This window comes from Bartonella occidentalis (assembly GCF_037070875.1).
Taxonomy (GTDB): Bacteria; Pseudomonadota; Alphaproteobacteria; order Rhizobiales; family Rhizobiaceae; genus Bartonella.
The window spans coordinates 595036-616734 of record NZ_JAYMZJ010000001.1; the positions used below are offsets into that span (position 1 = coordinate 595036).

Genomic DNA, 21699 nt, shown 5'->3' on the forward strand with positions numbered 1-21699 from the left:
GACGTTTCTCCTAATATTGTACGCGACGCTCAATCCAGCGAAATTGAACAAATGTCAAGACAATAACCATCAGCATTAATATGGTTGATTGTGCTGCTGATACACCAATCATTTGATTTTTAAAACCATCTTCATACACTTTATAAACGAGAGTACTTGTCGTGTTAGCTGGTCCACCAGAAGTCATGTTATCGATAATACCAAATGTATCAAACATGACATATTGAATATTTATGATGAGAAGAAAAAAGCTAGTCGGTGAAATTTGCGGAAAGATCACTGTCCAAAATCGTTTAAAGGGGCCAGCACCATCGATTGCTGCTGCTTCTATTTGAGAGCGTGGAATAGATTGAAGACCCGCGAGGAAAAAAAGAAAATTGTAAGAAATCTGTTGCCAGCTGGCAGCAATAACAATAAGGATCATCGCTTGAGTACCATTGATGCGATGGTTCCATATAATACCTACCTTTTCAAGGAGAAAAGGAAAAATTCCAATAGTAGGGTGAAAAATAAATAACCACAATACACCTGCCAATACAGGAGCAACTGCATAAGGCCAAAGCAAAAGCATAGTATACGCCTTTTTTGCGTGGATAACACGATCTGCAGAAACAGCTAAAAGAAGTGATATAGTCATTGCAACAGCAGTGACAGAAACAGAAAATATTACAGTGGTAATTAGCGATTTAATATAAATAGGATCAGAAAAAACCGTTATATAATTTTCAAAGCCAATGAACGTTGTTGTAAAACCAAAAGGATCCTCACGTTCAAAAGATAGTTTTATCGTTTGAGCAGCAGGCAGCAGAAAAAACAGAAAAGTGATTGCAAGTTGAGGAAAAAGCAGCCAATAAGGGAGTAGGTTATTTCTAAAATATGCATGTTTTTCTTGCATTTTCAAAATTCTTTAGCGAAAGGGTATTGAATTGAAAGATCAATAAGTAAGAAAATTTAAAAAACCCAATTTCAGATTGGGTCTTTTATTAACAACAATCATAAAATTTAATGATGGGCTTTTTCAAATTCACGGAGAAGTTTATTACCACGTTTAACTGCTGTGTCTAATCCCTCTTTTGGAGTTATAGAGCCATTAAGAACAGCTTCCAATTCTTGATCAAGAATAGAACGAATTTGCGGTAAATTACCAAACCTCACCCCTTTTGAGTTAGCAGTTGGTGGATTAAGATTGATCTGTTTTATAGCTATATCCGCGCCTGGGTTTTGATCATAGAAATGTTGTTTTTTACTTAATTCATAAGCGGCATTTGTGATTGGGAGATAACCTGTTTTTTGATGCCACTTTGCTTGATTATCTGCTCTTGAAAGAAATTTTAGAAAAGCCGCTGCTCCAGCATATTCCTTTTTGGTATGGCCTTTTAATATCCAAATAGAAGCACCTCCAATAATTGAATTTTGTGGTGCACCTTTGGCATCCTTGTAATAGGGTAGCATACCGAGTCCGGTATCAAATTGAGCTGTGGAAACAATACCAATTTGCGATCCTGAAGATTGTATAAACATTGCGCAATCTTGTGCCATAAACATTGGCGCAGCATCTAATGCGCCAGCAGGGCCACCATAACGAAAAATACCTTGATCAAACCATTTTTTTAGATCAGTCCACATACGCACTTGTAAGGGTCCATTAAATGTGAGCTCTGAATCAAGTCCACCAAAGCCGTTTTCTTTTGTTCCAAAAGGAATATTGTGCAAGGCTGAAAAATTCTCTGTTCCAGTCCATTGAGCTGCATAAGACATTGTAAAGCCACATTTTGCTGCGCCAGTTTCAAGAATTTTTTTTGAAAATTTTTCAATATCTTGCCATGTTTTGGGTGGCTGCTCCGGATCAAGACCAGCTTTTTTAAAGATATTTTTATTGTAAAAAAGGATTGGTGTTGAAGCGTTAAACGGCAGTGACCACATCTGTCCCTGAGAATCAGAATAATAATCTCTGACAGCAGGCAAATAATCTATTGGGTCAAATTTCTGTTTTGTATCGGCCATAAGTTGATAAAGCGGATAAACCACATTTTTAGTGGCCATCATAGTTTCAGTACCAACTTCGTAAATTTGAGCAAGAACTGGCTGTTGTTTTCCACGAAACGCGGCAATAAGTGAAATCATACTTTCCTCATACTCACCACGAAATGAGGGAACAATTTTATATTCGGATTGGCTTGCATTAAAGTCGTTAATGAAACTTTCAGTTTGACTTCCTAGTTCACCACTCATAGAGTGCCAAAAGCTAATTTCTGTTTGTGCGAAACTTGAAGTTGCTATAGCGATAGCAATAGTAAATATAGCTATGGAAAAATAATAACGACTCATGGTTCACCCTTTCTGAAGTGATGGAACACAGATTCCCCCTAAATTTAGTATCACATCTGAATATGCCACGAAGGTTTTTTTTCAGAAATATGCTGACTCATTTAAACAGGAAGCATAAAAAGGTCAAATAAATTTGTTTTATTGATTTAGATTTCCTTTTGGACGTTAACAGGGATCTCGCAAATCTTTAATAACTAAGTAATAATAAGAAAGAGGAATATTACGAAGAAAATTTAAGGCTAAAACAGGAAACTTCATTCAGTAGTATAATATTTGGATTTGTGTTGAGCAAAAGGTTGAGCAAAAGGTAGTATTTTAAAATTTGTTTATTATTTCCTATAATTTTTGTATAATCTTGTGAAAATTATTCGCACTCTATTTTATAAATGTACTTTAATGTTTTGTTATCGCATCGATGATCGTATTAACATTATGTTTCATCATGTCGAGATAAGTTGCTGCAGGGCCATTTTTGTTTGATAACGCATCGGAATAGAGTGTTCCACCAATTTTTAAACCTGTTTCTCTTGAAATCTGCTCTATGAGATGAGGGTTAGAGATATTTTCAATAAATAATGCTGTTGCTTTATTCGTTGTAATTTGTTTGATAAGCTTGGCTACATCAGCAGCGGTGGCTTCAGCTTCTTTTGAAGCGTTTTGGGGTGAGAGAATAGTAAAACCATATTCTTGAGCAAAGTAGCCGAAAGCGTTATGAGACGTGATAATAATACGTTCATCCTTTGGAATAGTAGCAATCTGTGTTGTGATAATTTTCTGCACTTTGTTGAGCTTTTGAATATAGGCATCGGCGTTGTTTTTGTAAACTGTGCAGGATTGCTGGTCGATGTTACAGAGAGCAGTAGCGATATTTTGAATATAAATTTTGGTATTGGGAATAGTTTGCCAAGCATGTGGATCAATACTGTTATGATGATGATGATACCCTTTGATACCATATTTTTGTTTTTTAGTTTTAAGAGGGGAGATGTGAGCGCTAACTTCTACAAGAAGCGCTTTTGTGCCACTTGCTGTGATGAGCCGATCTATAAAACCCTCCAAATGAAGACCGTTGATGAAAATGATATGAGCACTTTTAAGAGCTTGGGCATCATGAGGGGTAGGCTCATATGTGTGTGTATTAGCATTTGGTCCGATAAGAGTGGTCATAGAAATGTGATCGCCTCCTACATTTTTTACTAAATCTGCAAGAATGGAGAAGCTTGTAACAACCTTGATTTTGTCATGGGCAAAAGCAGAAAATGGGAGAAGAGTAAATAACAAGATAGCTCCAATCAAAACAAACTGAGGCATATTATTTCCTTAAAATAAGAGGGAAGTATAAAAGGAGGCGTGGAAACCGTGCCACAATAAAGCCGCGTGGGCTAATGAAACAGGAAAAAAGATAAATAAACCCTGCAACCATAATAATAGCGGGGCCAGAAGGAAGTGATAGGTGAAAAGAAAGAAGTAGACCGCATGTGCTAGCAACAATTCCAAAAAAGATAGAAAGTATACAGATAGATCCCAGACGCGAAAGCCAAAAACGTGCCGTAATGGCTGGAATCATCATAATACCAACAGAGAGCAATGTTCCTAGAGATTGAAAACCACCAACGAGATTTAATACCACAAGTCCGAGTAAAGCTACATGAACATATTTGCTTAATGGAGAAAGTAATTTAAAAAATAAAGGATCAAAGCTTTCTACTACAAGAGCGCGCCAAAAAATGCAAAGGCTACACACTGTAATCAGCATTACAGTAATGATTAGCCAAAGGGCTTGTGTATCAATAGCAAGTACTGAACCAAATAAGAGATGAAGAAGATCAATAGTTGAATCTTTCAGTGAAATGATAACCACTCCTGCTGCTAGTGCAATAAGATAAAATACTGTCATCGATGCATCCTCTTTCTGGACACTATTTCGTGAAATTAAGATAGTTGCTACCGCAACAACGATACCAGCTAAAATGCCACCAAGTGTCATAGATATGAGGGAGAATCCACAAAAAAGAAAAGCAACTGCAACACCAGGAAGAATGGCATGGGATATAGCATCACCGGTTAGACTCATGCCACGCAGCATTAAAAATACACCAATTGGACAGGAGCTGACAGAGAGAAGAATTGAACCGATTAGAGCACTTTGCATAAAGTGGAAATCGATGAAGGGTGCAAGAAAAAATGCGTACACGTATTACGATCCAATGTAGTTAGAACCATTAATGTCAGGATATGCTTTTAGCAATTTTATCTCGGGAGAGTTGGATCGTAGAGGTGATATGATATGATGAGCACGATTATTAAAAAATTGTTTTGTTTTTCTATAAGAGGCATGTTGTTGATTAATTTGTATCATTTGGGGAAAATATTTTTGCACAATGAGAGGATCGTGTAGTGCTGTAAGAATTGTCCGACCTTGTTGTTGCCAGTGAGTGATCAACATTAGAAGATCCCTTTGGGTATTACGATCTACACCATTGAAAGGTTCATCAAGCAAGATAATATCAGCATCTTGTATAATGATCCGCGCAAAAAGAGCGCGCTGTAATTGACCAGACGATAGCGTGTCAAGTGATTGGTTAGCCAGTGCTGTGAGTCCAACCATTTCAAGCGCATTTTGAATTTTACCGCGATAGGGGCGCTGACTCTTCCACAATCCACAGAAAGACCATAACCCTGTTTTTATGAGAGCTTCTACGTTAATTGGAAATGTTCTGTCAATTTCGAATTGCTGGGAAAGATAAGCTATACGCCTTTGCTTTAGTTTCGTAATTTTGCCACTAATGGGTTTAATTAAGCCAGCAATAGCTTTAAGCAGGGTAGATTTTCCAGAGCCATTATCACCAGTTATTGCAACTAACGAACCAGCTATCAATTTTGCTGAAAAGTTCTTTACAACTGTCCTACCTACGTAGCCTAATGTTGCATTATCGAAATGCAAGTCCATAATTCATACCATCGTCATTATTTTATTCAAGATAGTTATGTTATACAATTACATATGTCAATAAAATGTTATACTATTACATATCAGAAGCTAAAAATTTTTAGCTTCTGATAAATAAAAAGGTCGTGGAAAGTTCAAAACAAGAGTTGAATTTTTGTAACAAAATATTAAAAATATTATGGTGTTGATAGCACAAAATGAGTGTACGGGCATTTTGTTTGATATCTGAGCTATTTCCATAATGGAAAATGATTATATTTAAGAGTAAAATAGTATTTTCACTAAAGTATCTTTAGTAAAGATTCTTTTTTATCTTTGTAATTATTTTGTAAGACGACAGGAGGGAAATGCAGTTCAAGCAAGCTTTATAATTAGGAATATCACTATAAGTTATAGAATAGCATATATTCTCGCCGTTAAATTAATTGATTAAGGCTAAGGGGATTTCGGTTATGTTTGAGAAGCTGTGTGTTGCTTGAATTAGAGTATAACTACACGTATTTGCGTATATTTGCATAAATTTAATTTGTTGCTGGTTTTGGAAATTGTGGAAGTTGAAAATGTCGATTACTATTTATAGCAAGCCATCTTGTGTCCAATGCGATGCTACGCGACGTGCCTTTGATGCTAAAGGTATCGATTATCATGTTGTTGATATTTCATGTGATGAACGAGCGTACAGTTTTGTTCAATCTCTGGGGTATCGTCAGGTTCCTGTAGTCGTTTGTGGCGAAAGTCATTGGTCAGGTTTTAGACCAGATATGATTAGTGGTCTTTGTGATTAATGGGGCTTATTGTTTATTATTCAAGTAAGACGGGCAATACTGAGCATTTTGTTTCTCAAATTGACCAACGGCTTTTCAAAATTGATAAAAAAAAACCGTGTGTGTTAGTTAATGAGCCCTATGTATTAGCTGTTCCCACATATGCAGATGGGGAAGGTAGGATGGCTGTGCCGAAGGCGGTTATTCATTTTCTCAACGAAACGGAAAACCGCAAATTAATTCGTGGTGTCATTGGTGGTGGAAATCGTAATTTTGGTCGCAATTATGGTTTAGCCAGCAAGATCATTTCTGAAAAGTGTTGTGTGCCTTGCCTTTATCGTTTTGAGTTGCGTGGAAGCGAGGAAGATATTATTTGTGTAAAAAAGGGATTGGAAAAATTTTGGAAACAATCGGTGTAGAACGGCTGAAAAATCCGGATCAAGTTACGGACTATCATGCGCTAAACGCAATGCTTAATCTTTATGATGAGAAGGGTTGTATTCAATTTGATATGGATCGACTTGCCGCACGGCAATATTTTCTCCAGCATGTGAATCAAAATACAGTCTTCTTCCATAACCTCAAGGAAAAAATAGATTATCTGATAGAGGAAGGTTATTATGAGGAAGCATTATTTGAGCTTTATGATTTTTCCTTTATCAAAAAGCTTTTTAAACATGCTTATGCATTTAAGTTTCGCTTTTCTACTTTTTTGGGTGCGTTTAAATACTATACCAGCTATACGCTAAAAACTTTCGATGGAAAACGCTATCTTGAGCGGTATGAGGATCGTGTTTGTATTGTAGCTTTATATTTAGCACAAGGGGATAAGGTTCTTGCTGAGAGCCTCGTAGATGAAATTATTACAGGGCGGTTTCAGCCTGCAACACCGACATTCTTAAATGCGGGGAAGAAGCAGCGCGGTGAGTTGGTATCGTGTTTTTTATTGCGAGTTGAAGACAGTATGGAATCGATAGGTCGTTCAGTTAATTCGGCTTTACAACTTTCAAAACGCGGTGGAGGGGTTGCGCTTTGTTTAACTAATTTGCGGGAAGCAGGAGCACCGATAAAGAAAATAGAAAATCAGTCCTCAGGTGTTTTACCCGTTATGAAGCTTTTAGAAGACTCCTTTTCCTATGCTAATCAACTTGGTGCACGGCAAGGAGCGGGTGCTGTCTATTTGCATGCACATCATTTGGATATTATGAAGTTTTTAGATACAAAGCGTGAGAATGCTGATGAAAAGGTTAGAATCAAAACTCTTTCACTTGGTGTAATTATTCCTGATATTACTTTTGAGCTTGCGCGTAATAATGAGGATATGTACCTTTTTTCTCCTTATGATATTGAGCGCGTCACGGGAAAGCCCTTTAGTGATATTTCTTTGACGGAGCATTATCGATCTTTTGTTGATAATGCAAAGATTCGTAAAAAGAAAATAAGTGCACGCGTCTTTTTCCAAACATTAGCGGAAATCCAATTTGAATCAGGTTATCCATATATTTTGTTTGAAGATACCGCCAATAGAAATAATCCGATAGCTGGACGTATCAGTATGAGCAATTTATGTTCAGAAATTTTGCAGGTGAGTGAGGCGAGCGAACTGGAGACGGATTTAACTTATCGTACTATCGGAACTGATATATCTTGTAATCTTGGTTCAATGAATATTGCAAAAGCAATGGAAAGCCGTGATTTTGGAAAAACGGTGGAAGTTGCTATTCGTGCTCTTACTGCTGTTTCCGATATGAGCGATATTGCTTGCGTTCCTTCTATTGCAAAAGGCAATGCAGAAAGCCACGCTATTGGTTTAGGACAAATGAATTTGCATGGTTTTTTAGCGCGTGAACAAATTTATTATGGAGCTCCAGAAGCAATTGATTTCACCAATATCTATTTTTATACTGTAACATACCATGCAATACGTGCTTCCAATTTAATTGCACGTGAGCGTCAAGAAGTGTTTGCAGGGTTTGAAAAGTCGGCTTATGCAGATGGACGCTTTTTTGAAAAATATATTGAGAAAGAATGGAAACCGCAATTCTCGCTTGTACAAGACATTTTTACACGTAATGGCATTGTTATACCAAATCAAAGGGATTGGCAGGAACTTAAAGAGTTAGTTGTTGAATACGGTCTTTATAATCGCAATCTTCAGGCTGTGCCTCCTACAGGATCTATCTCCTATATTAATCATGCGACATCTTCGATTCATCCGATTGCTGCAAAAATTGAGATTCGCAAAGAAGGAAAAATTGGGCGCGTTTATTATCCTGCTCCTTATATGGATAATACAAATTTAAATTTTTACCAAGATGCTTATGAGATTGGTCCTGAAAAAATTATTGATACCTATGCTGCTGCTACACAGCATGTTGATCAAGGTCTTTCATTAACGTTATTTTTTCCTGATACGGCCACTACGCGTGATATTAACCGTGCACAAATTTACGCTTGGAAAAAGGGTATAAAGAGTATTTACTACATACGGTTACGGCAGATGGCGTTAAGTGGAACAGAAGTTGATGGCTGTGTTTCGTGCAGTTTATAGGAGATAGTCTATGACAAAGATTTCAACCAAAAACCCTGTTGTTTGTGCTGTTAATTGGAATAGGTTGCATGATGAAAAAGATCTTGAAGTGTGGAACCGTTTAACTGGAAATTTTTGGTTACCTGAAAAAGTTCCCCTTTCCAATGATATTCCTTCATGGGCAAGTTTAACAGAAGAAGAACGAAAGTTAACAATTCGTGTTTTTACAGGACTAACTCTCCTAGATACAGTTCAAAACACTGTAGGAGCTATTTCTCTGATGGCTGACGCAATAACAGAGCATGAGGAGGCAGTATTAACAAATATTGCGTTCATGGAAGCGGTTCATGCACGTTCTTATTCTTCTATTTTTTCAACTTTATGTTCTACAGCAGAAGTTGATGATGCTTTTAGATGGTCAGAAGAAAATACTCATTTGCAAAAAAAGGCTAGATTAGTGCTTGAGCGCTATGAAGCAAATAATCCACTAAAGAAAAAGATTGCTTCTACTTTGCTTGAAAGCTTTTTATTTTATTCTGGCTTTTATTTACCTATGTACTGGGCTAGTCGCGCTAAGTTAAGCAATACAGCTGATTTAATTCGGCTTATTATTCGTGATGAAGCTGTACATGGTTATTATATAGGCTATAAGTTTCAATTAGGGTTTGCAAAACTTGATGAAGCGCAGAAGCAGGAAATGAAAAATTTTGCTTTTGAGTTACTTTTCGATCTCTATAATATTGAATGCAAATATACTGAGGATCTTTATGATGCCATTGGATTAACAGAAGATGTTAAAGTTTTTCTTCATTATAATGCGAACAAGGCATTAATGAATCTGGGATTTGAAGCTCTTTTCCCACCTGAAGTTTGTCGTGTTAATCCAGCTATTTTAGCGGCTTTATCACCGAATTCAGATGAAAATCACGACTTTTTTTCAGGTGCTGGTTCTTCCTATGTCATTGGAAAGGCTGTTGCTACCACGGATGACGATTGGGAATTTTAATGGTTGTATGCAAAGAGAAGTGCACGGGGTATATTATTCAGATCTCTGCGCATTTCCAGGCATTTGAAACCATTTTTTTCAAACAAATTACAGACTTCTTTTTCTTGAGAATGGCCTATTTCTATAGCTATGTGGCCTCTTTCTTTTAAGTAGTGTGCTGCTTCATATGCAAGTTTTCTATAAAAATTAAGGCCATCTTTTCCACCGATTAGAGCGCGCAGCGGATCATAGAGACGTACTTCCCTTGCAAGATTGTTGATATCCTTTTCTGGAATATAAGGTGGATTAGAAATAATGAGATCAAATCGATCTCTGACAGAATTAAACCAATCGCTGAAAAGCGGTGTAAAGCGATGCATTACTTTCGCATTTTTTGCATTTTTTGTGGCCGTTTTGAGAGCATCTTTAGAAATGTCGACAGCCACTGCATAAGACTGAGGGATTTGTTTAAGAATTGCAATGGCAATAGCACCACTTCCTGTCCCCATATCAAGTAGTACTGTTTTTTTTGATTTCTTTACTTGTTTTTTAAGGAGTGGTAACACGAGATCTACCAGCGTTTCTGTGTCAGGGCGTGGCTCTAATGTATCTTGAGATAACTCAAAGGGTATGCCGTAAAATTCTCGAACTCCTATAATACGATAGACAGGTTCTCCAGCAATACGTCGCTGAATAATCTGTTCTAATTGTAAGATTTGCTCAGGAGACAAACAAATATAGGGTTTGCAAATTCTATCACATGTATTTGTACCTGTTACCCATTCAATGAGTATTTTTGCATCAAGGTTAGCTTCAGAAATTCCTTGAGAACGTAATTTTTCTTGAGTGTCTTGAATGAGATTATTGAGAGAATACTGTTCATTCATTGCCATCTTTTTCTGTAAGAAGAGAAGTTTGGTAATCTGATATAAGGGCATTAACAAGCTCATCGAGATCTCCTTCTAAGATACGGTCGAGCTTATATAATGTAAGATTAATACGATGATCAGTGATCCGCCCTTGTGGAAAATTATAGGTACGAATACGTTCCGATCGGTCACCAGAGCCAACTTGGTTTTTACGGGATGTTGAGCGTTCACTTTCTATTTTTTGTCGTTCGATATCGAATAAGCGTGCGCGTAAAATTTGGAGAGCACGTGCTCGGTTTTGATGTTGTGATTTTTCCGCCTGCACAACCATAATCCCTGTTGGGATATGGGTGATACGAACAGCTGAATCAGTTGTATTGACATGTTGTCCTCCCGCACCAGATGCACGCATTGTATCGATGCGAATATCTTCTGTACGGATTTCGATATCAATTTCTTCAGCCTCTGGAAGCACTGCAACAGTCGCGGCAGACGTATGAATGCGTCCTCCTGTTTCCGTTTCAGGAATACGTTGCACACGATGAACTCCTGATTCAAACTTTAATTTAGAAAATACGCCTTTTCCTGAAACAGTAGCAATAATTTCTTTATATCCACCAACATCACCCTCACTGAGGGAAACAACTTCAACTTTCCAATTATGAGTATTAGCATAACGTTCGTACATGCGAAAAAGATTGCCAGCAAAAAGCGCTGCTTCTGAACCTCCTGTTCCTGCTCTAATTTCAATAATAGCGTTTTTTTCATCAGCAATATCTTTGGGTAAAAGAAGAATTTGAAGCTCTTTTTCAAGCTGTTCCATTTTCTGAAATAACGATGGTAATTCTTCTTGGGCAAGATCCCGCATTTCTTCATCTGTCAATTTATCGCTGATGATAGTTTCCAATTCTGTAATTTCTATATCAAGAGCGTTTAATGTTCGTATTGAGGTAACAATTGGCTGCAATTCTGCATATTCAGAAGCTAACTTTACATAAGTCTCAGCATTTGGGTTTTGAGCCATTTGACTCTCAATTATTTCAAAACGCTTTTCAAGCTGTCTCATACGATCTTGTGGCAGAGAAACCATGATAATATTGGCCTAATTTGTTAATTATAATTAGCGGTTGTTTGCTTTTTAGCATCATACAAAAAGAGGTAATAAAGCAGGAGAAACTTTATTACCAACAAAAACTGTAAATTCTTAGAGTAAATTTATATAATATCCAATTTTCATGCAGAACTTTTTTGATTATACGTGGAAAATCATACTTAAGAATGGCGTTTTTTCCCGTAAAGTTCGAGACGATGGTGAACGATGTCATATCCAAGAGATTTAGCAATTTCCACTTGTAGCTTTTCAATGATATCGGATTGAAACTCAATAACCTTTCCTGTTTCTACATCGATGAGATGATCATGATGTTGCCCATCCGCTCGTTCAAAACGAGATGGATCACCACTAAAAGTATGGCGATGAACTGTCCCATTGTCTTCTAATGTTTTCATGGTTCGGTAAACAGTTGACAATGAAATACTAGGATCTACCTTGTTGACGCGCTGAAAAATCTCAAACGCATTTGGATGATCATTTTTTTGTGCTAGAATATCAAGAATAATGCGTCTTTGACGTGTAACTCTTAAACCAGCAGTGCGTAATTCTTTCTCATAATTTTGTTTTTTATTCATCTTAATATTTACTTTTTAGACGAAGGCTCCATGGCAGTGTTTGTATTTTTTTTCTGAACCACAAGGACAACGCTCATTGCGTCCAACTTTTCCCCATGTCGTTAAATCATTGGGGTCACGATCTTTAGGTGAAGGGAGCTTATTTTCTTTATTTTGATTATTGAAGATTGAGGAATCAGTATCAGTCTGTAAAGGTGTTGGTGATTCTTCAGGTTGCTGAGCAATCTCAAAACGCATCAGTTTAGAAGCAACGATTTTACGCAAATTTTTGAGCATAGCCTGAAAAAGTTCAAATGATTCTGTCTTATATTCATTGAGTGGATCTCGTTGTGCATAGCCACGAAAACCGACTACAGAACGCAAATGATCCAAGTTTACTAGGTACTCACGCCACAACGTGTCAATAGTTTCAAGCAATATAGCTTTATGGAAATAAGCCATAATTTCTTTAGGATAGCGTTCAGTACGTTCGTTTTCAAATTGCATAATAGCATCTGATATACGTTCTAAGATATCTTCTTTGGTGATTCCATCTTCTTTTGCCCATTCTTCCAATGGCAACTCAATATTAAAGAGCTGATGAAGTTCCTCCTGTAGACCTTTTACATCCCATTTTTCAAAATATGTTCCAGATGGAATATAGGCCTCTACTAAGTCTTCAACTACTTCATCGCGCATCTCAAAGATCATTTCAGATAAATCATCTGCCTTCATGATCTCCATACGTTGCTCAAAAATAACTTTACGTTGATCATTCATCACGTCATCGTATTTCAATAAGTTTTTACGAATTTCAAAATTTCGTGCTTCGACCTTTTTTTGAGCCTTTTCGAGTGCTTTATTAATCCATGGATGAATAATAGCTTCATTTTCTTTCAGACCAAGTCTCTGCAGCATGCTATCCATACGATCTGAGCCAAAAATACGCATAAGGTCATCCTGAAGAGAGAGAAAGAACTTTGAGCGACCGGGATCGCCTTGGCGACCAGAACGGCCACGGAGCTGGTTATCTATACGACGACTTTCGTGACGTTCAGTAGCGATGACATAGAGACCACCAACAGCTAACGCTTTTTCTTTGAGTTGCTTGACATCTTTCTTTATTTCTTCAATCTTAGCGGTTCTCTCTGAGCCTTCAGGCATGGCTTGTAACTCTTGTCGAATGCGCATCTCAACATTGCCACCAAGCTGTATATCAGTCCCGCGACCAGCCATATTTGTTGCAATAGTTAAAGCTCCAGGAACACCTGCTTGTGCGATAATATATGCTTCCTGCTCATGATAACGGGCATTTAGAACTCTAAAATCGGTAATACCTTCTTTTCGCAAACGTTCTGCCAGTTGTTCTGACTTTTCAATAGAGGTTGTTCCAACTAAAATAGGCTGTCCTTTTTCATGTGCTTGACGAATATCACGTACAATAGCACGATACTTTTCTTCTGCCGTTCGATAGATTTCATCATCTTCATCACGGCGCTGTATTGGTAAATTTGTTGGAACTTCAACAACATCAAGGTCATAAATACTACTAAATTCTTCAGCTTCTGTTGTGGCGGTGCCAGTCATTCCGGACAATTTTTTATACATACGGAAATAATTTTGAAAAGTGATGGAAGATAATGTCTGATTTTCCGGTTGAATAGCAACATGTTCTTTGGCTTCTAATGCTTGATGAAGCCCTTCAGAATAGCGCCGCCCTGGCATCATACGACCTGTAAATTCGTCAATTATAACAATTTCATTATTCCGAACAATGTAATCTTTATCGCGAACAAACAGCTTATGAGCTTTTAGAGCATTGTTGATATGATGAACAATAGCAACATTTTCTATATCATAGAGACTTTCGCCTTTAAGATGTTCAGCTTGTTTGAGCATTTTCTCAATTTTTTCAGTGCCTATTTCAGTAAAGGTTGTTGTTTTTTGTTTCTCATCTATTTCGTAGTCCTCTGGAGTTAACGCAGGAATGAACGTATCAATGAGATTATAGAAATCAGTACGATCTTCTAAAGGGCCAGAAATAATAAGAGGGGTACGCGCTTCATCAATAAGGATTGAATCAACTTCATCGATGATTGCGTAATGATGTCCGCGCTGAACCATTTGACTACGATCAAAAGCCATATTATCGCGAAGATAATCAAAGCCTAATTCATTATTTGTTGCATAGGTGATGTCACACTCGTAAGCTGTTCGGCGGGCATCATTATCAAGATTATGGAGAATCACCCCTGTTGTTAGACCCAAGAAATTGTAGAGTTTCCCCATAGTTTCAGCATCACGACTTGCAAGATAATCATTGACTGTAACGACATGAACACCTTTTCCTTCTAACGCATTGAGGTAAACTGGTAGTGTTGCCATTAATGTCTTACCTTCCCCGGTACGCATTTCAGCAATGCCTCGATTATGAAGAACCATTCCACCAATGAGTTGTACATCAAAAAGACGCATATCATAAACACGTTTTGCTGCTTCACGAACAGTTGCGAAAGCTTCTGGTAGGAGCGCATCAATGGTTTCACCTTCATTTAACCGTTTACGGAACTCATCGGTTTTTTTGCAGAGTTGCGTATCACTTAATTTTTGAAATTGCTCTTCCAAAGCATTAATTTTTACGACTTTCTGGCGAAAAACTTTGAGGCGACGCTCATGAGCTGAACCAAAAAACTTACGTACAAAAACACCTAAACCGACCATTCCTGGCCCTTTCTTTTGTTTATTATCACTACAGGGTACTTCATATATTATCCCCATCTTTTGCATCTTCCAAGGGATTTAATACGATTAGATGCAAGATAATACTATTATACTTATTTGTGCGTAATTTTTCACTTTAATTATTAAAGTAGAGATAAGGGGATAAGTGCACCGTGTCAACTTTAGTAATGCTATTTAGTTGGCGCATTGCAAAGTAATTTAGAGTATAATATGATATTTTATTATATTGTCATATTTTTAGTGTCCCGAAGTTGAGCAGGATAAACTAAATAAAAGAAAAAATTTATGTTTTTTTAACAAAATTATTAATTTATCTATGCTTAGAGATTTAAAATGCTATGATAGAAAATTAGATTTAAGACGTGCATTCATCCTTAAGGAGCATATTTATGAAATTCAACTTTATCGCGCTATTTTTGACATCGGCTTTATTGGCGAGTACAAATTTAGGAGTTATGGCTCAAGAGAGCGTGAAGTCTGCATCGAATGATTTAAAAACTTTGGAGAAAGATTCTGGAAAAACAGTTTCTCCTTCTCACGTTATGGCAGTTATTGATGGAAAAGACATTACAGCAGGACAATTAGATGAGTTAGCGCTTGAAATAAATCCTAATTTAGCAAGTATTCCTGAGGAACAACGCCGTATAACAGTCTTAAAGGCCTATTTAGATATGCAGGTACTGACTAAGGCAGCCATTAACAAGGGTATTGATAAGACCGAAGCTTATAATAAACGTATGGCAATTATGCGTGAAAATGTTCTTCAGCAGCTTTATTTTAAACAGATGGTTGTTGATAAAATTTCAGACGCTGATTTGGTAAAGCTTTATGATAAAGAAGTTGCTGCTTTACCTAAAGAAGATGAAATTAAGGCTCGTCATATTTTAGTTAAAACAAAAAAAGAAGCAGAAAATATCATTAAGCGTTTAAATAAAGGGGAAAAGTTTGAAGAGATTGCAAAAAAGAGTTCAATAGATGGTTCAGCTTCTGTTGGAGGTGATCTTGATTATTTTAGCCATGGCCAAATGGTTAAGCCTTTTGAAGATGCTGCGTTTAGTCTAAAAGTTGGACAATACACTAAGCATCCTGTTGAAAGTCCTTTCGGTTGGCATATTATAAAGGTAGAAGATCGTCGTTTAAAACAACCTCCTGTATTTGATGATGTAAAAGAAATGCTGCGTACACAGCTTATAAAAGAGCGCTACCAAAAACTTATTACTGATTTGCGCAGTAAGATAGATGTAAAATATCCTGATGCACATATTGCAGAACTCATGAAATCACTTAACAAAAATGGTATGCCATTGCTAGGTGAGGCACATAACGAAGAAGAAGAAGACGCAGAATAGTAATCAGATTTCTTAAAGCTGGGCAATTTAATACGTTGATTTTATTAAAGAAGCCCAGCTGTTTTTTGCACAATATTATAATTGTGAGGGTTTTCTTTATTTTTATGGACAATATATTGTGGCTTTAAAAATATTGCCTTTATTCCCCCCTGACATACAGGAGCTTCCACCATTATCTGGTGTACGGATAGCAACAGCTGAAGCTGGGATTAAATATAAAGATCGTACGGATCTTCTTTTCATCATTTTTGACGAATCAGCAAGTGTTGCAGGTGTTTTCACACGCTCAAAATGCCCTTCTGCTCCTGTTGATCATTGTCGTATATCGCTCCCTCATGGAATTGCGAGGGGCGTTGTTGTTAATTCTGGGAATGCAAATGCTTTTACCGGACGCAGAGGAAAGCAAACAGTAGATACCATAATCCGTGCTGCAGCAGGTGCTTTGAAGGTTGAAGAAAAGGAAATTTTTATAGCTTCTACCGGTATTATTGGAGAGCCGATGGATGCATCTTGTATTGTGAAGCTTTTACCAAATATGGCGGAAACCGCAAAAGAAGGGAATTGGTTAGAGGCTGCAAAAGCCATTATGACAACCGATACATTTCCAAAACTTGCTACACGCAGATTTAATTGTGGGGGAAGGACTGTTACTATTAACGGGATTGCAAAAGGAGCTGGCATGATTGCACCAGATATGGCAACGACGCTATCCTTTGTAGTGAGCGATGCAGCAATTTCTTCGGATATATTGCAATCCATGTTATTGGAAGCAGTGCAGGGCTCCTTTAATTCGATCACTGTTGATAGCGATACTTCAACATCAGATACACTTATGCTGTTTGCGACAGGAAAAATAAAGGGAGTTTTCCCCTGTCTTACAAGTAAATCTGATCCACGTTATGAGGTGTTTTTAAAGCAATTAAGTGAACTTTTGCATGAACTTGCATTACAAGTTGTTTGTGATGGTGAAGGAGCTCGTCATTTAATTGAGGTTAATGTGATTGGAGCTACGACGGATCATGCTGCTAAGATTATTGCTCAATCAATTGCAAATTCACCACTTGTAAAAACGGCTATTGCTGGTGGAGATGCTAATTGGGGGCGAGTCGTTATGGCAGTTGGTAAAGCAGGTGTTGAAGTAGATCGTGATTTATTGACTATTTGGTTTGGTGAACATCGTGTTGCTATAAATGGCGAGCGTGATCCTGGGTATAGTGAAGAGGCGATTAGCGCTTATATGCAAGGTAAACATATTACGATTTGTGTTGATATTGGTTTAGGCAGTGGTAAGGCGACGATTTGGTCTTGTGATTTGACAAAAGAGTACGTTATGATAAACGGAGATTACAGAAATTGAGTAGTTCACTGCAAGTGTAACATCTGGATCTCTTTATATTTTAAGAAAAGTAGAAAGTTGTATTCTTTTATCTTAGAATAAGAAGAGTCCGATAGAAGAAATTATCATTGTTGTTTCCATATTAAAGGGTAGTATGCATATAAAAAGTTCACTTCTTCTTGTTGTTGCATGTGCATTGTTAAATAAAGATAATTGTGTCTTGCTTGCAGAGCGTCCTCAAGGGAAATCAATGGCTGGTTTATGGGAATTTCCTGGTGGAAAGGTTGAGAAAGGTGAAACTCCAGAAGCATCGTTGGTGCGCGAGTTAGAGGAAGAGATTGGTATTCATGTTCAACAAAATGATTTATTACCTTTAACGTTTACGAGCCATAGTTATGAAACATTTCATCTTTTAATGCCTTTATATCTTTGTTATCGTTATAAGGGCGTTGTGCAGGGGCGAGAAGGGCAAAATTTAAAGTGGGTTTTTGTTGGCGATCTAGATAACTACCGTATGCCTGATGCTGATAAATTATTGATTAAGGTATTGAAAAATCTCTTTCAGTAGTTCTGTTTGTGAAAAAAAAGCAATGTTCCTCGAGGAGGATTTTCGGCTTTTATAATGCGAAAGCTGAAGGGAAAGAGATTTTTGCACGATGGATCGCGTATTCTCATTATAACAAATCATTACACTCTCTCACTTTATAGTGAAATCCAGTGGAACTTCTTAGCATTTCATATTTTATTCAGTATATTTGAATTTAGAGTAAATCTTCTGAATGACAGGAAAATGATTTATTTTAAAAGCAGTTACTAACAATATTTAAAGCGAAAGATTTTAGTATGACTTTGTTAAAATTACGGCAGGCGTTATATTTTCTAGATATTACATATTATTTTCAAACTATACGTTATCTTTAATATTAAAAACGAAGGATAATAGGCAAAACCAATGACATTTAAGTTTTTTATCAATTTATTTTTGTTTATTATATTTCTGGTATGGCTTGCTCAAAGTCATAAAATGAAATGGAGTCTTTCACTACGTGTTATGTTGGGTCTGGCTTTTGGCTTAATTTTTGGAAGTGTTTTGCAGGCGATTTATGGTGAGGGTGAAGCCACTCTATTAAAATCTGTTGAATGGTTTAATATTGTTGGAGATGGTTATATTGCATTATTACAAATGATTGTTATGCCATTGGTTTTTATTTCTATTGTTTTAGCAGTCGCTCATTTACATTCCATTTATGATGTTGGTAAAATTAGTGTTGTAACAATTGCCATGTTGCTTATTACAACTGCTCTTGCAGCATTAATTGGTGTTTTGGTGGCCAACTTTTTTGGATTAACAGCGAATGGTTTGGTACATGGAGAGGAAAGTGTTTCTAATATTCTTTTGCCACATGTTGCGCAATTAGAGGGTATGAGTGCGCCAAAGATGATTTTATCATTTATTCCCAAGAATCCATTTGCTGAATTAGGTGGGATAAAGCGGACGTCAGTTATTAGTGTTGTTATTTTTTCAGCGTTTTTAGGTGCTGCAGTTACCCTTTTAAAGAAAGATGATCCGGAAAAAGGAGAAAAAGCGCTTTTATTTATTCAAGTTGCACAAGCTTGGATTATGCGGTTAGTCCGTATTGTGATTTCTCTAACGCCTTATGGTATTTTTGCACTTATGACTAAGTTAGGAGCGACTTCGAATATTGCAGATATTGTAAAACTGTTGGTTTTTGTCATTGCTTCCTATGTTGGTATTATACTCATGTTTGGAATTCATGGTATATTACTTGGTATATCAGGAATTAATCCATTTCGCTTTTTCAAAAAAGTATTGCCTGTTTTGACATTTGCTTTTAGTAGTCGGTCAAGCGCTGCAAGTATTCCTTTAAATATTGATGCACAAACACAGTCGATTGGTATACCTCAATCAATTGCAAGTTTTGCAGCTTCTTTTGGGGCAACAATTGGACAAAATGGTTGTGCAGGACTTTATCCAGCGATGCTTGCGACCATGATAGCACCATCGGTAGGGATTAACCCTCTCGATTTTACTTGGATTGCTACGCTTATTTGTGTTGTAACATTGAGTTCTATCGGGGTTGCTGGTGTTGGAGGTGGTGCTATTTTTGCTGCATTGATTGTTCTACCAATTATGGGGCTTCCTGTTTCTTTGGTTTCTGTACTTATTTCTATTGAACCCTTAATTGATATGGGTCGCACAGCCTTAAATGTCAGTGGCTCAATGCTAGCAGGAACTATAACAAGTCAGATGTTGCGTACAACGGATAAGAACACTTTTGAAAAATAATTTGCATGTGGAGGTTATGGCTTTTCTAATTGTTTTCCTAAAAAATCTGCAAGAGATATTTGAGCTGAGCCTGGTTGCATAGGCTTTTGTTGATTTTTGTGAGGAGCCCAACCAGAAAGCCAGATGAAAGAAAAGTGTGCGCGAATGCGTCCATCAGGATCACTAAATCGTTTTGCATAAATTTCAGCAGCGTGAAGGAAAAAGCGCTTAGATACAGGACGTCGGGAACGATTGATAAGAGCGTTTTGCATCCCCATAGCTTTAAGGTCATGCATAAGATCAAACATGGTGTTGTAGCGTATAGTGATATCCTCAACATCTGCTACAGGGAAAGTGAAACCAGCACGCTGTAAAAGAGCGCCTGCATCATGAATATCTGCAAAGGGATAGACCCTAGGGCTTGCTCCGCCATAGATTTCTATTTCAGCTTGTAGTAAGCATTCTCGCAATTCAGCTAGTGTACCAGATCCAGCCATGACAGCAAGAAATAAACCATCTGGTTTAAGAATGTTTTTTATTTGGCTAAGAACACCAGGAGTATCATTTGTTAATTGTAATGAAAGAAGCGAAACGATAAGATCACAATAATGTTTAGGAAAATCAAGAAACTCTCTATGACGTAAATGGAATTTTTTGTCATGACTCTGATAGAGGATATCTGTCTCTACCCTTTCTATAGAACAAACCTTACCAGATTTTATCAGAGCTTGCGTAGCGAGCTCTGTATGGCTATGTAAATCTAGTCCTAATGCAAATAAACGATTAACAGTTCGTAGACGCTTATATAAATCTTCCGCCATGTGGGATAGTAAGAAGTCATGCCCGCTATTTGCTTTTTGGAAAGCTCTTTTGCGGTATTTTTCAATAAGAGTATAATCAAAAACTAAAGAATGTGACACGTTGTTGAGTACTTCCATTATATAATATAGTATATTGGGAAAGTTCATTTTTGTAGAAACTATGTCAAGTCTATAATGTGAAAAAACAGATTTATAAAAGGTAAGAGTTTTTGTAAGAATTAAATTTTAAAATGTTAAATTTTCTTATATACAAATTTATCAAGGGTTTACACTTGTGATACTGTACTTTCAAAAAATAGCTTTAAATGGCGGGAATGATTGAAAAAGTTAATTAAGAGATTTCTAGAAATTCTATATCCACCGATTTGCATCGGATGTAAGCAGATAGTTTCTGCTTATGGTACTGTTTGTTCTGAATGTTGGAAAGATTTGCAATTTATTACGAAACCTTACTGCCCTGTTATGGGAATTCCTTTTGTTTGCGATATGGGAGATGGTTTTCTTAGTGGAGAAGCCATTCAAAATCCTCCTCCTTTTTCGCGTGCCCGTTCAGTTGTTGTTCATAAGGGGATAGCTCAAGTTTTGGTAACGCATTTGAAATATGGTGATCATTTAGAATTAGCACCTTTTATGGCCAATTGGATGGTGACTGCGGGGCGTGAGGTTATCGATAATTGTGATGTCATTATTCCTATTCCATTGCATTTTCGCCGTTTTTGGAAACGACGTTATAACCAATCTGCAGAACTTGCTCGTTATATTGCAGCAACACAGAAAAAAGTTTTTAAACCCGATTGGCTTGTTCGCTGTCGACATACACGTCCACAGGTTAGTTTATCTGCTAGGGAAAGAAAATTGAATGTGCGAAATGCCTTTAAGATACCTCGTAAGGTTAAAAGATATTTAGAGAGCTATTCTATTTTGTTAATTGATGATGTTTTCACAACGGGTGCTACAGTTACAGCTGCGGCTGCAACATTAAAACATGCAGGTGCACGACAAGTTGATGTTCTAACATTTTCGCGAGCTATGGAAGAGATCTCTATTGTTCCTAATTCTTGAAAGATATA

17 protein-coding genes and 2 pseudogenes are annotated in these 21699 nt (G+C 37.1%); 9 read left to right on the top strand and 10 right to left on the bottom strand.

Annotated features, from left to right (window positions below; genetic code table 11):
• Positions 1–10 precede the first annotated feature (10 nt).
• The 5 genes from ugpA to WCP78_RS02475 all read right to left on the bottom strand — a co-directional run bounded on the left by ugpA (position 11) and on the right by WCP78_RS02475 (position 5278).
• Positions 11–895 (bottom strand): sn-glycerol-3-phosphate ABC transporter permease UgpA, encoded by an 885-nt coding sequence (gene ugpA, locus WCP78_RS02455; protein WP_336278912.1) that lies wholly within the window; start codon positions 893–895, stop codon positions 11–13.
• A gap of 107 nt (positions 896–1002) precedes the next feature.
• Positions 1003–2328: a sn-glycerol-3-phosphate ABC transporter substrate-binding protein UgpB gene (gene ugpB / locus WCP78_RS02460; protein ID WP_336278913.1), complete on the bottom strand. Its 1326-nt coding sequence runs from the start codon at positions 2326–2328 to the stop codon at positions 1003–1005.
• Positions 2329–2721: 393 nt separating this feature from the next.
• On the bottom strand, positions 2722–3639 hold the full coding sequence (locus WCP78_RS02465; RefSeq protein WP_336278914.1) for a metal ABC transporter solute-binding protein, Zn/Mn family: 918 nt from the start codon (positions 3637–3639) through the stop codon (positions 2722–2724).
• A 1-nt stretch (position 3640) separates the two neighbouring features.
• Positions 3641–4522: a metal ABC transporter permease gene (locus WCP78_RS02470; RefSeq protein ID WP_336278915.1), complete on the bottom strand. Its 882-nt coding sequence runs from the start codon at positions 4520–4522 to the stop codon at positions 3641–3643.
• 3 nt (positions 4523–4525) lie between these two features.
• The gene (locus tag WCP78_RS02475; protein ID WP_336278916.1) at positions 4526–5278 is read right to left on the bottom strand and encodes an ABC transporter ATP-binding protein; all 753 of its coding nucleotides are present in this window, start codon (positions 5276–5278) and stop codon (positions 4526–4528) included.
• Between the two features lie 560 nt (positions 5279–5838).
• On the opposite strand from WCP78_RS02475, the gene nrdH reads away from it, so the two are divergent.
• Genes nrdH through nrdF form a run of 4 tightly spaced genes read left to right on the top strand, consistent with a single transcriptional unit; the run spans position 5839 to position 9578 of the window.
• Complete coding sequence (gene nrdH / locus WCP78_RS02480; protein WP_336278917.1) at positions 5839–6063, top strand: glutaredoxin-like protein NrdH; 225 nt, start codon at positions 5839–5841, stop codon at positions 6061–6063.
• On the top strand, positions 6063–6461 hold the full coding sequence (gene nrdI / locus WCP78_RS02485; protein WP_336278918.1) for a class Ib ribonucleoside-diphosphate reductase assembly flavoprotein NrdI: 399 nt from the start codon (positions 6063–6065) through the stop codon (positions 6459–6461). Before nrdH ends, nrdI begins: the two co-directional genes overlap by 1 nt.
• Positions 6443–8593 (top strand): class 1b ribonucleoside-diphosphate reductase subunit alpha, encoded by a 2151-nt coding sequence (gene nrdE, locus WCP78_RS02490; RefSeq protein WP_336279122.1) that lies wholly within the window; start codon positions 6443–6445, stop codon positions 8591–8593. The genes nrdI and nrdE overlap by 19 nt, the downstream gene beginning before the upstream one ends.
• Before the next feature lie 10 nt (positions 8594–8603).
• Entirely contained in the window at positions 8604–9578 is a 975-nt protein-coding gene (gene nrdF / locus WCP78_RS02495; protein WP_336278919.1) for a class 1b ribonucleoside-diphosphate reductase subunit beta, read from the top strand.
• Here nrdF and prmC read toward each other — a convergent pair.
• From prmC to secA, 4 genes and pseudogenes are all read right to left on the bottom strand, one after another.
• The gene (gene prmC / locus WCP78_RS02500) at positions 9575–10444 is read right to left on the bottom strand and encodes a peptide chain release factor N(5)-glutamine methyltransferase (protein WP_336278920.1); all 870 of its coding nucleotides are present in this window, start codon (positions 10442–10444) and stop codon (positions 9575–9577) included. The genes nrdF and prmC overlap by 4 nt on opposite strands.
• Positions 10437–11516, bottom strand: a complete 1080-nt coding sequence (prfA, locus tag WCP78_RS02505) for a peptide chain release factor 1 (protein ID WP_336278921.1) — start codon at positions 11514–11516, stop codon at positions 10437–10439. The genes prmC and prfA overlap by 8 nt, the downstream gene beginning before the upstream one ends.
• Positions 11517–11698: 182 nt before the next feature.
• A pseudogene (locus WCP78_RS02510) lies at positions 11699–12192 on the bottom strand (Fur family transcriptional regulator).
• Entirely contained in the window at positions 12131–14815 is a 2685-nt protein-coding gene (secA, locus tag WCP78_RS02515) for a preprotein translocase subunit SecA (protein WP_336279123.1), read from the bottom strand. Before secA ends, WCP78_RS02510 begins: the two are co-directional and overlap by 62 nt.
• A 410-nt stretch (positions 14816–15225) precedes the next feature.
• Here secA and WCP78_RS02520 point away from each other — a divergent pair, with 410 nt between their 5' ends.
• The 4 genes from WCP78_RS02520 (at position 15226) to WCP78_RS02535 (ending at position 19829) form a co-directional block, all read left to right on the top strand.
• The gene (locus WCP78_RS02520; RefSeq protein ID WP_336278922.1) at positions 15226–16185 is read left to right on the top strand and encodes a peptidylprolyl isomerase; all 960 of its coding nucleotides are present in this window, start codon (positions 15226–15228) and stop codon (positions 16183–16185) included.
• 118 nt (positions 16186–16303) lie between these two features.
• The gene (argJ, locus tag WCP78_RS02525) at positions 16304–17542 is read left to right on the top strand and encodes a bifunctional glutamate N-acetyltransferase/amino-acid acetyltransferase ArgJ (RefSeq protein WP_336278923.1); all 1239 of its coding nucleotides are present in this window, start codon (positions 16304–16306) and stop codon (positions 17540–17542) included.
• A gap of 133 nt (positions 17543–17675) precedes the next feature.
• Positions 17676–18089 (top strand): 8-oxo-dGTP diphosphatase MutT, encoded by a 414-nt coding sequence (gene mutT, locus WCP78_RS02530; RefSeq protein WP_336278924.1) that lies wholly within the window; start codon positions 17676–17678, stop codon positions 18087–18089.
• Positions 18090–18473: 384 nt separating this feature from the next.
• Complete coding sequence (locus WCP78_RS02535) at positions 18474–19829, top strand: L-cystine transporter (protein ID WP_336278925.1); 1356 nt, start codon at positions 18474–18476, stop codon at positions 19827–19829.
• Positions 19830–19843: 14 nt separating this feature from the next.
• Here WCP78_RS02535 and WCP78_RS02540 read toward each other — a convergent pair whose 3' ends face one another.
• Entirely contained in the window at positions 19844–20728 is an 885-nt protein-coding gene (locus tag WCP78_RS02540; protein ID WP_336278926.1) for a methyltransferase domain-containing protein, read from the bottom strand.
• A 178-nt stretch (positions 20729–20906) separates the two neighbouring features.
• Between WCP78_RS02540 and WCP78_RS02545 the strand changes: the two are divergent.
• Positions 20907–21691, top strand: a pseudogene (locus tag WCP78_RS02545) (ComF family protein).
• Positions 21692–21699 lie beyond the last annotated feature (8 nt).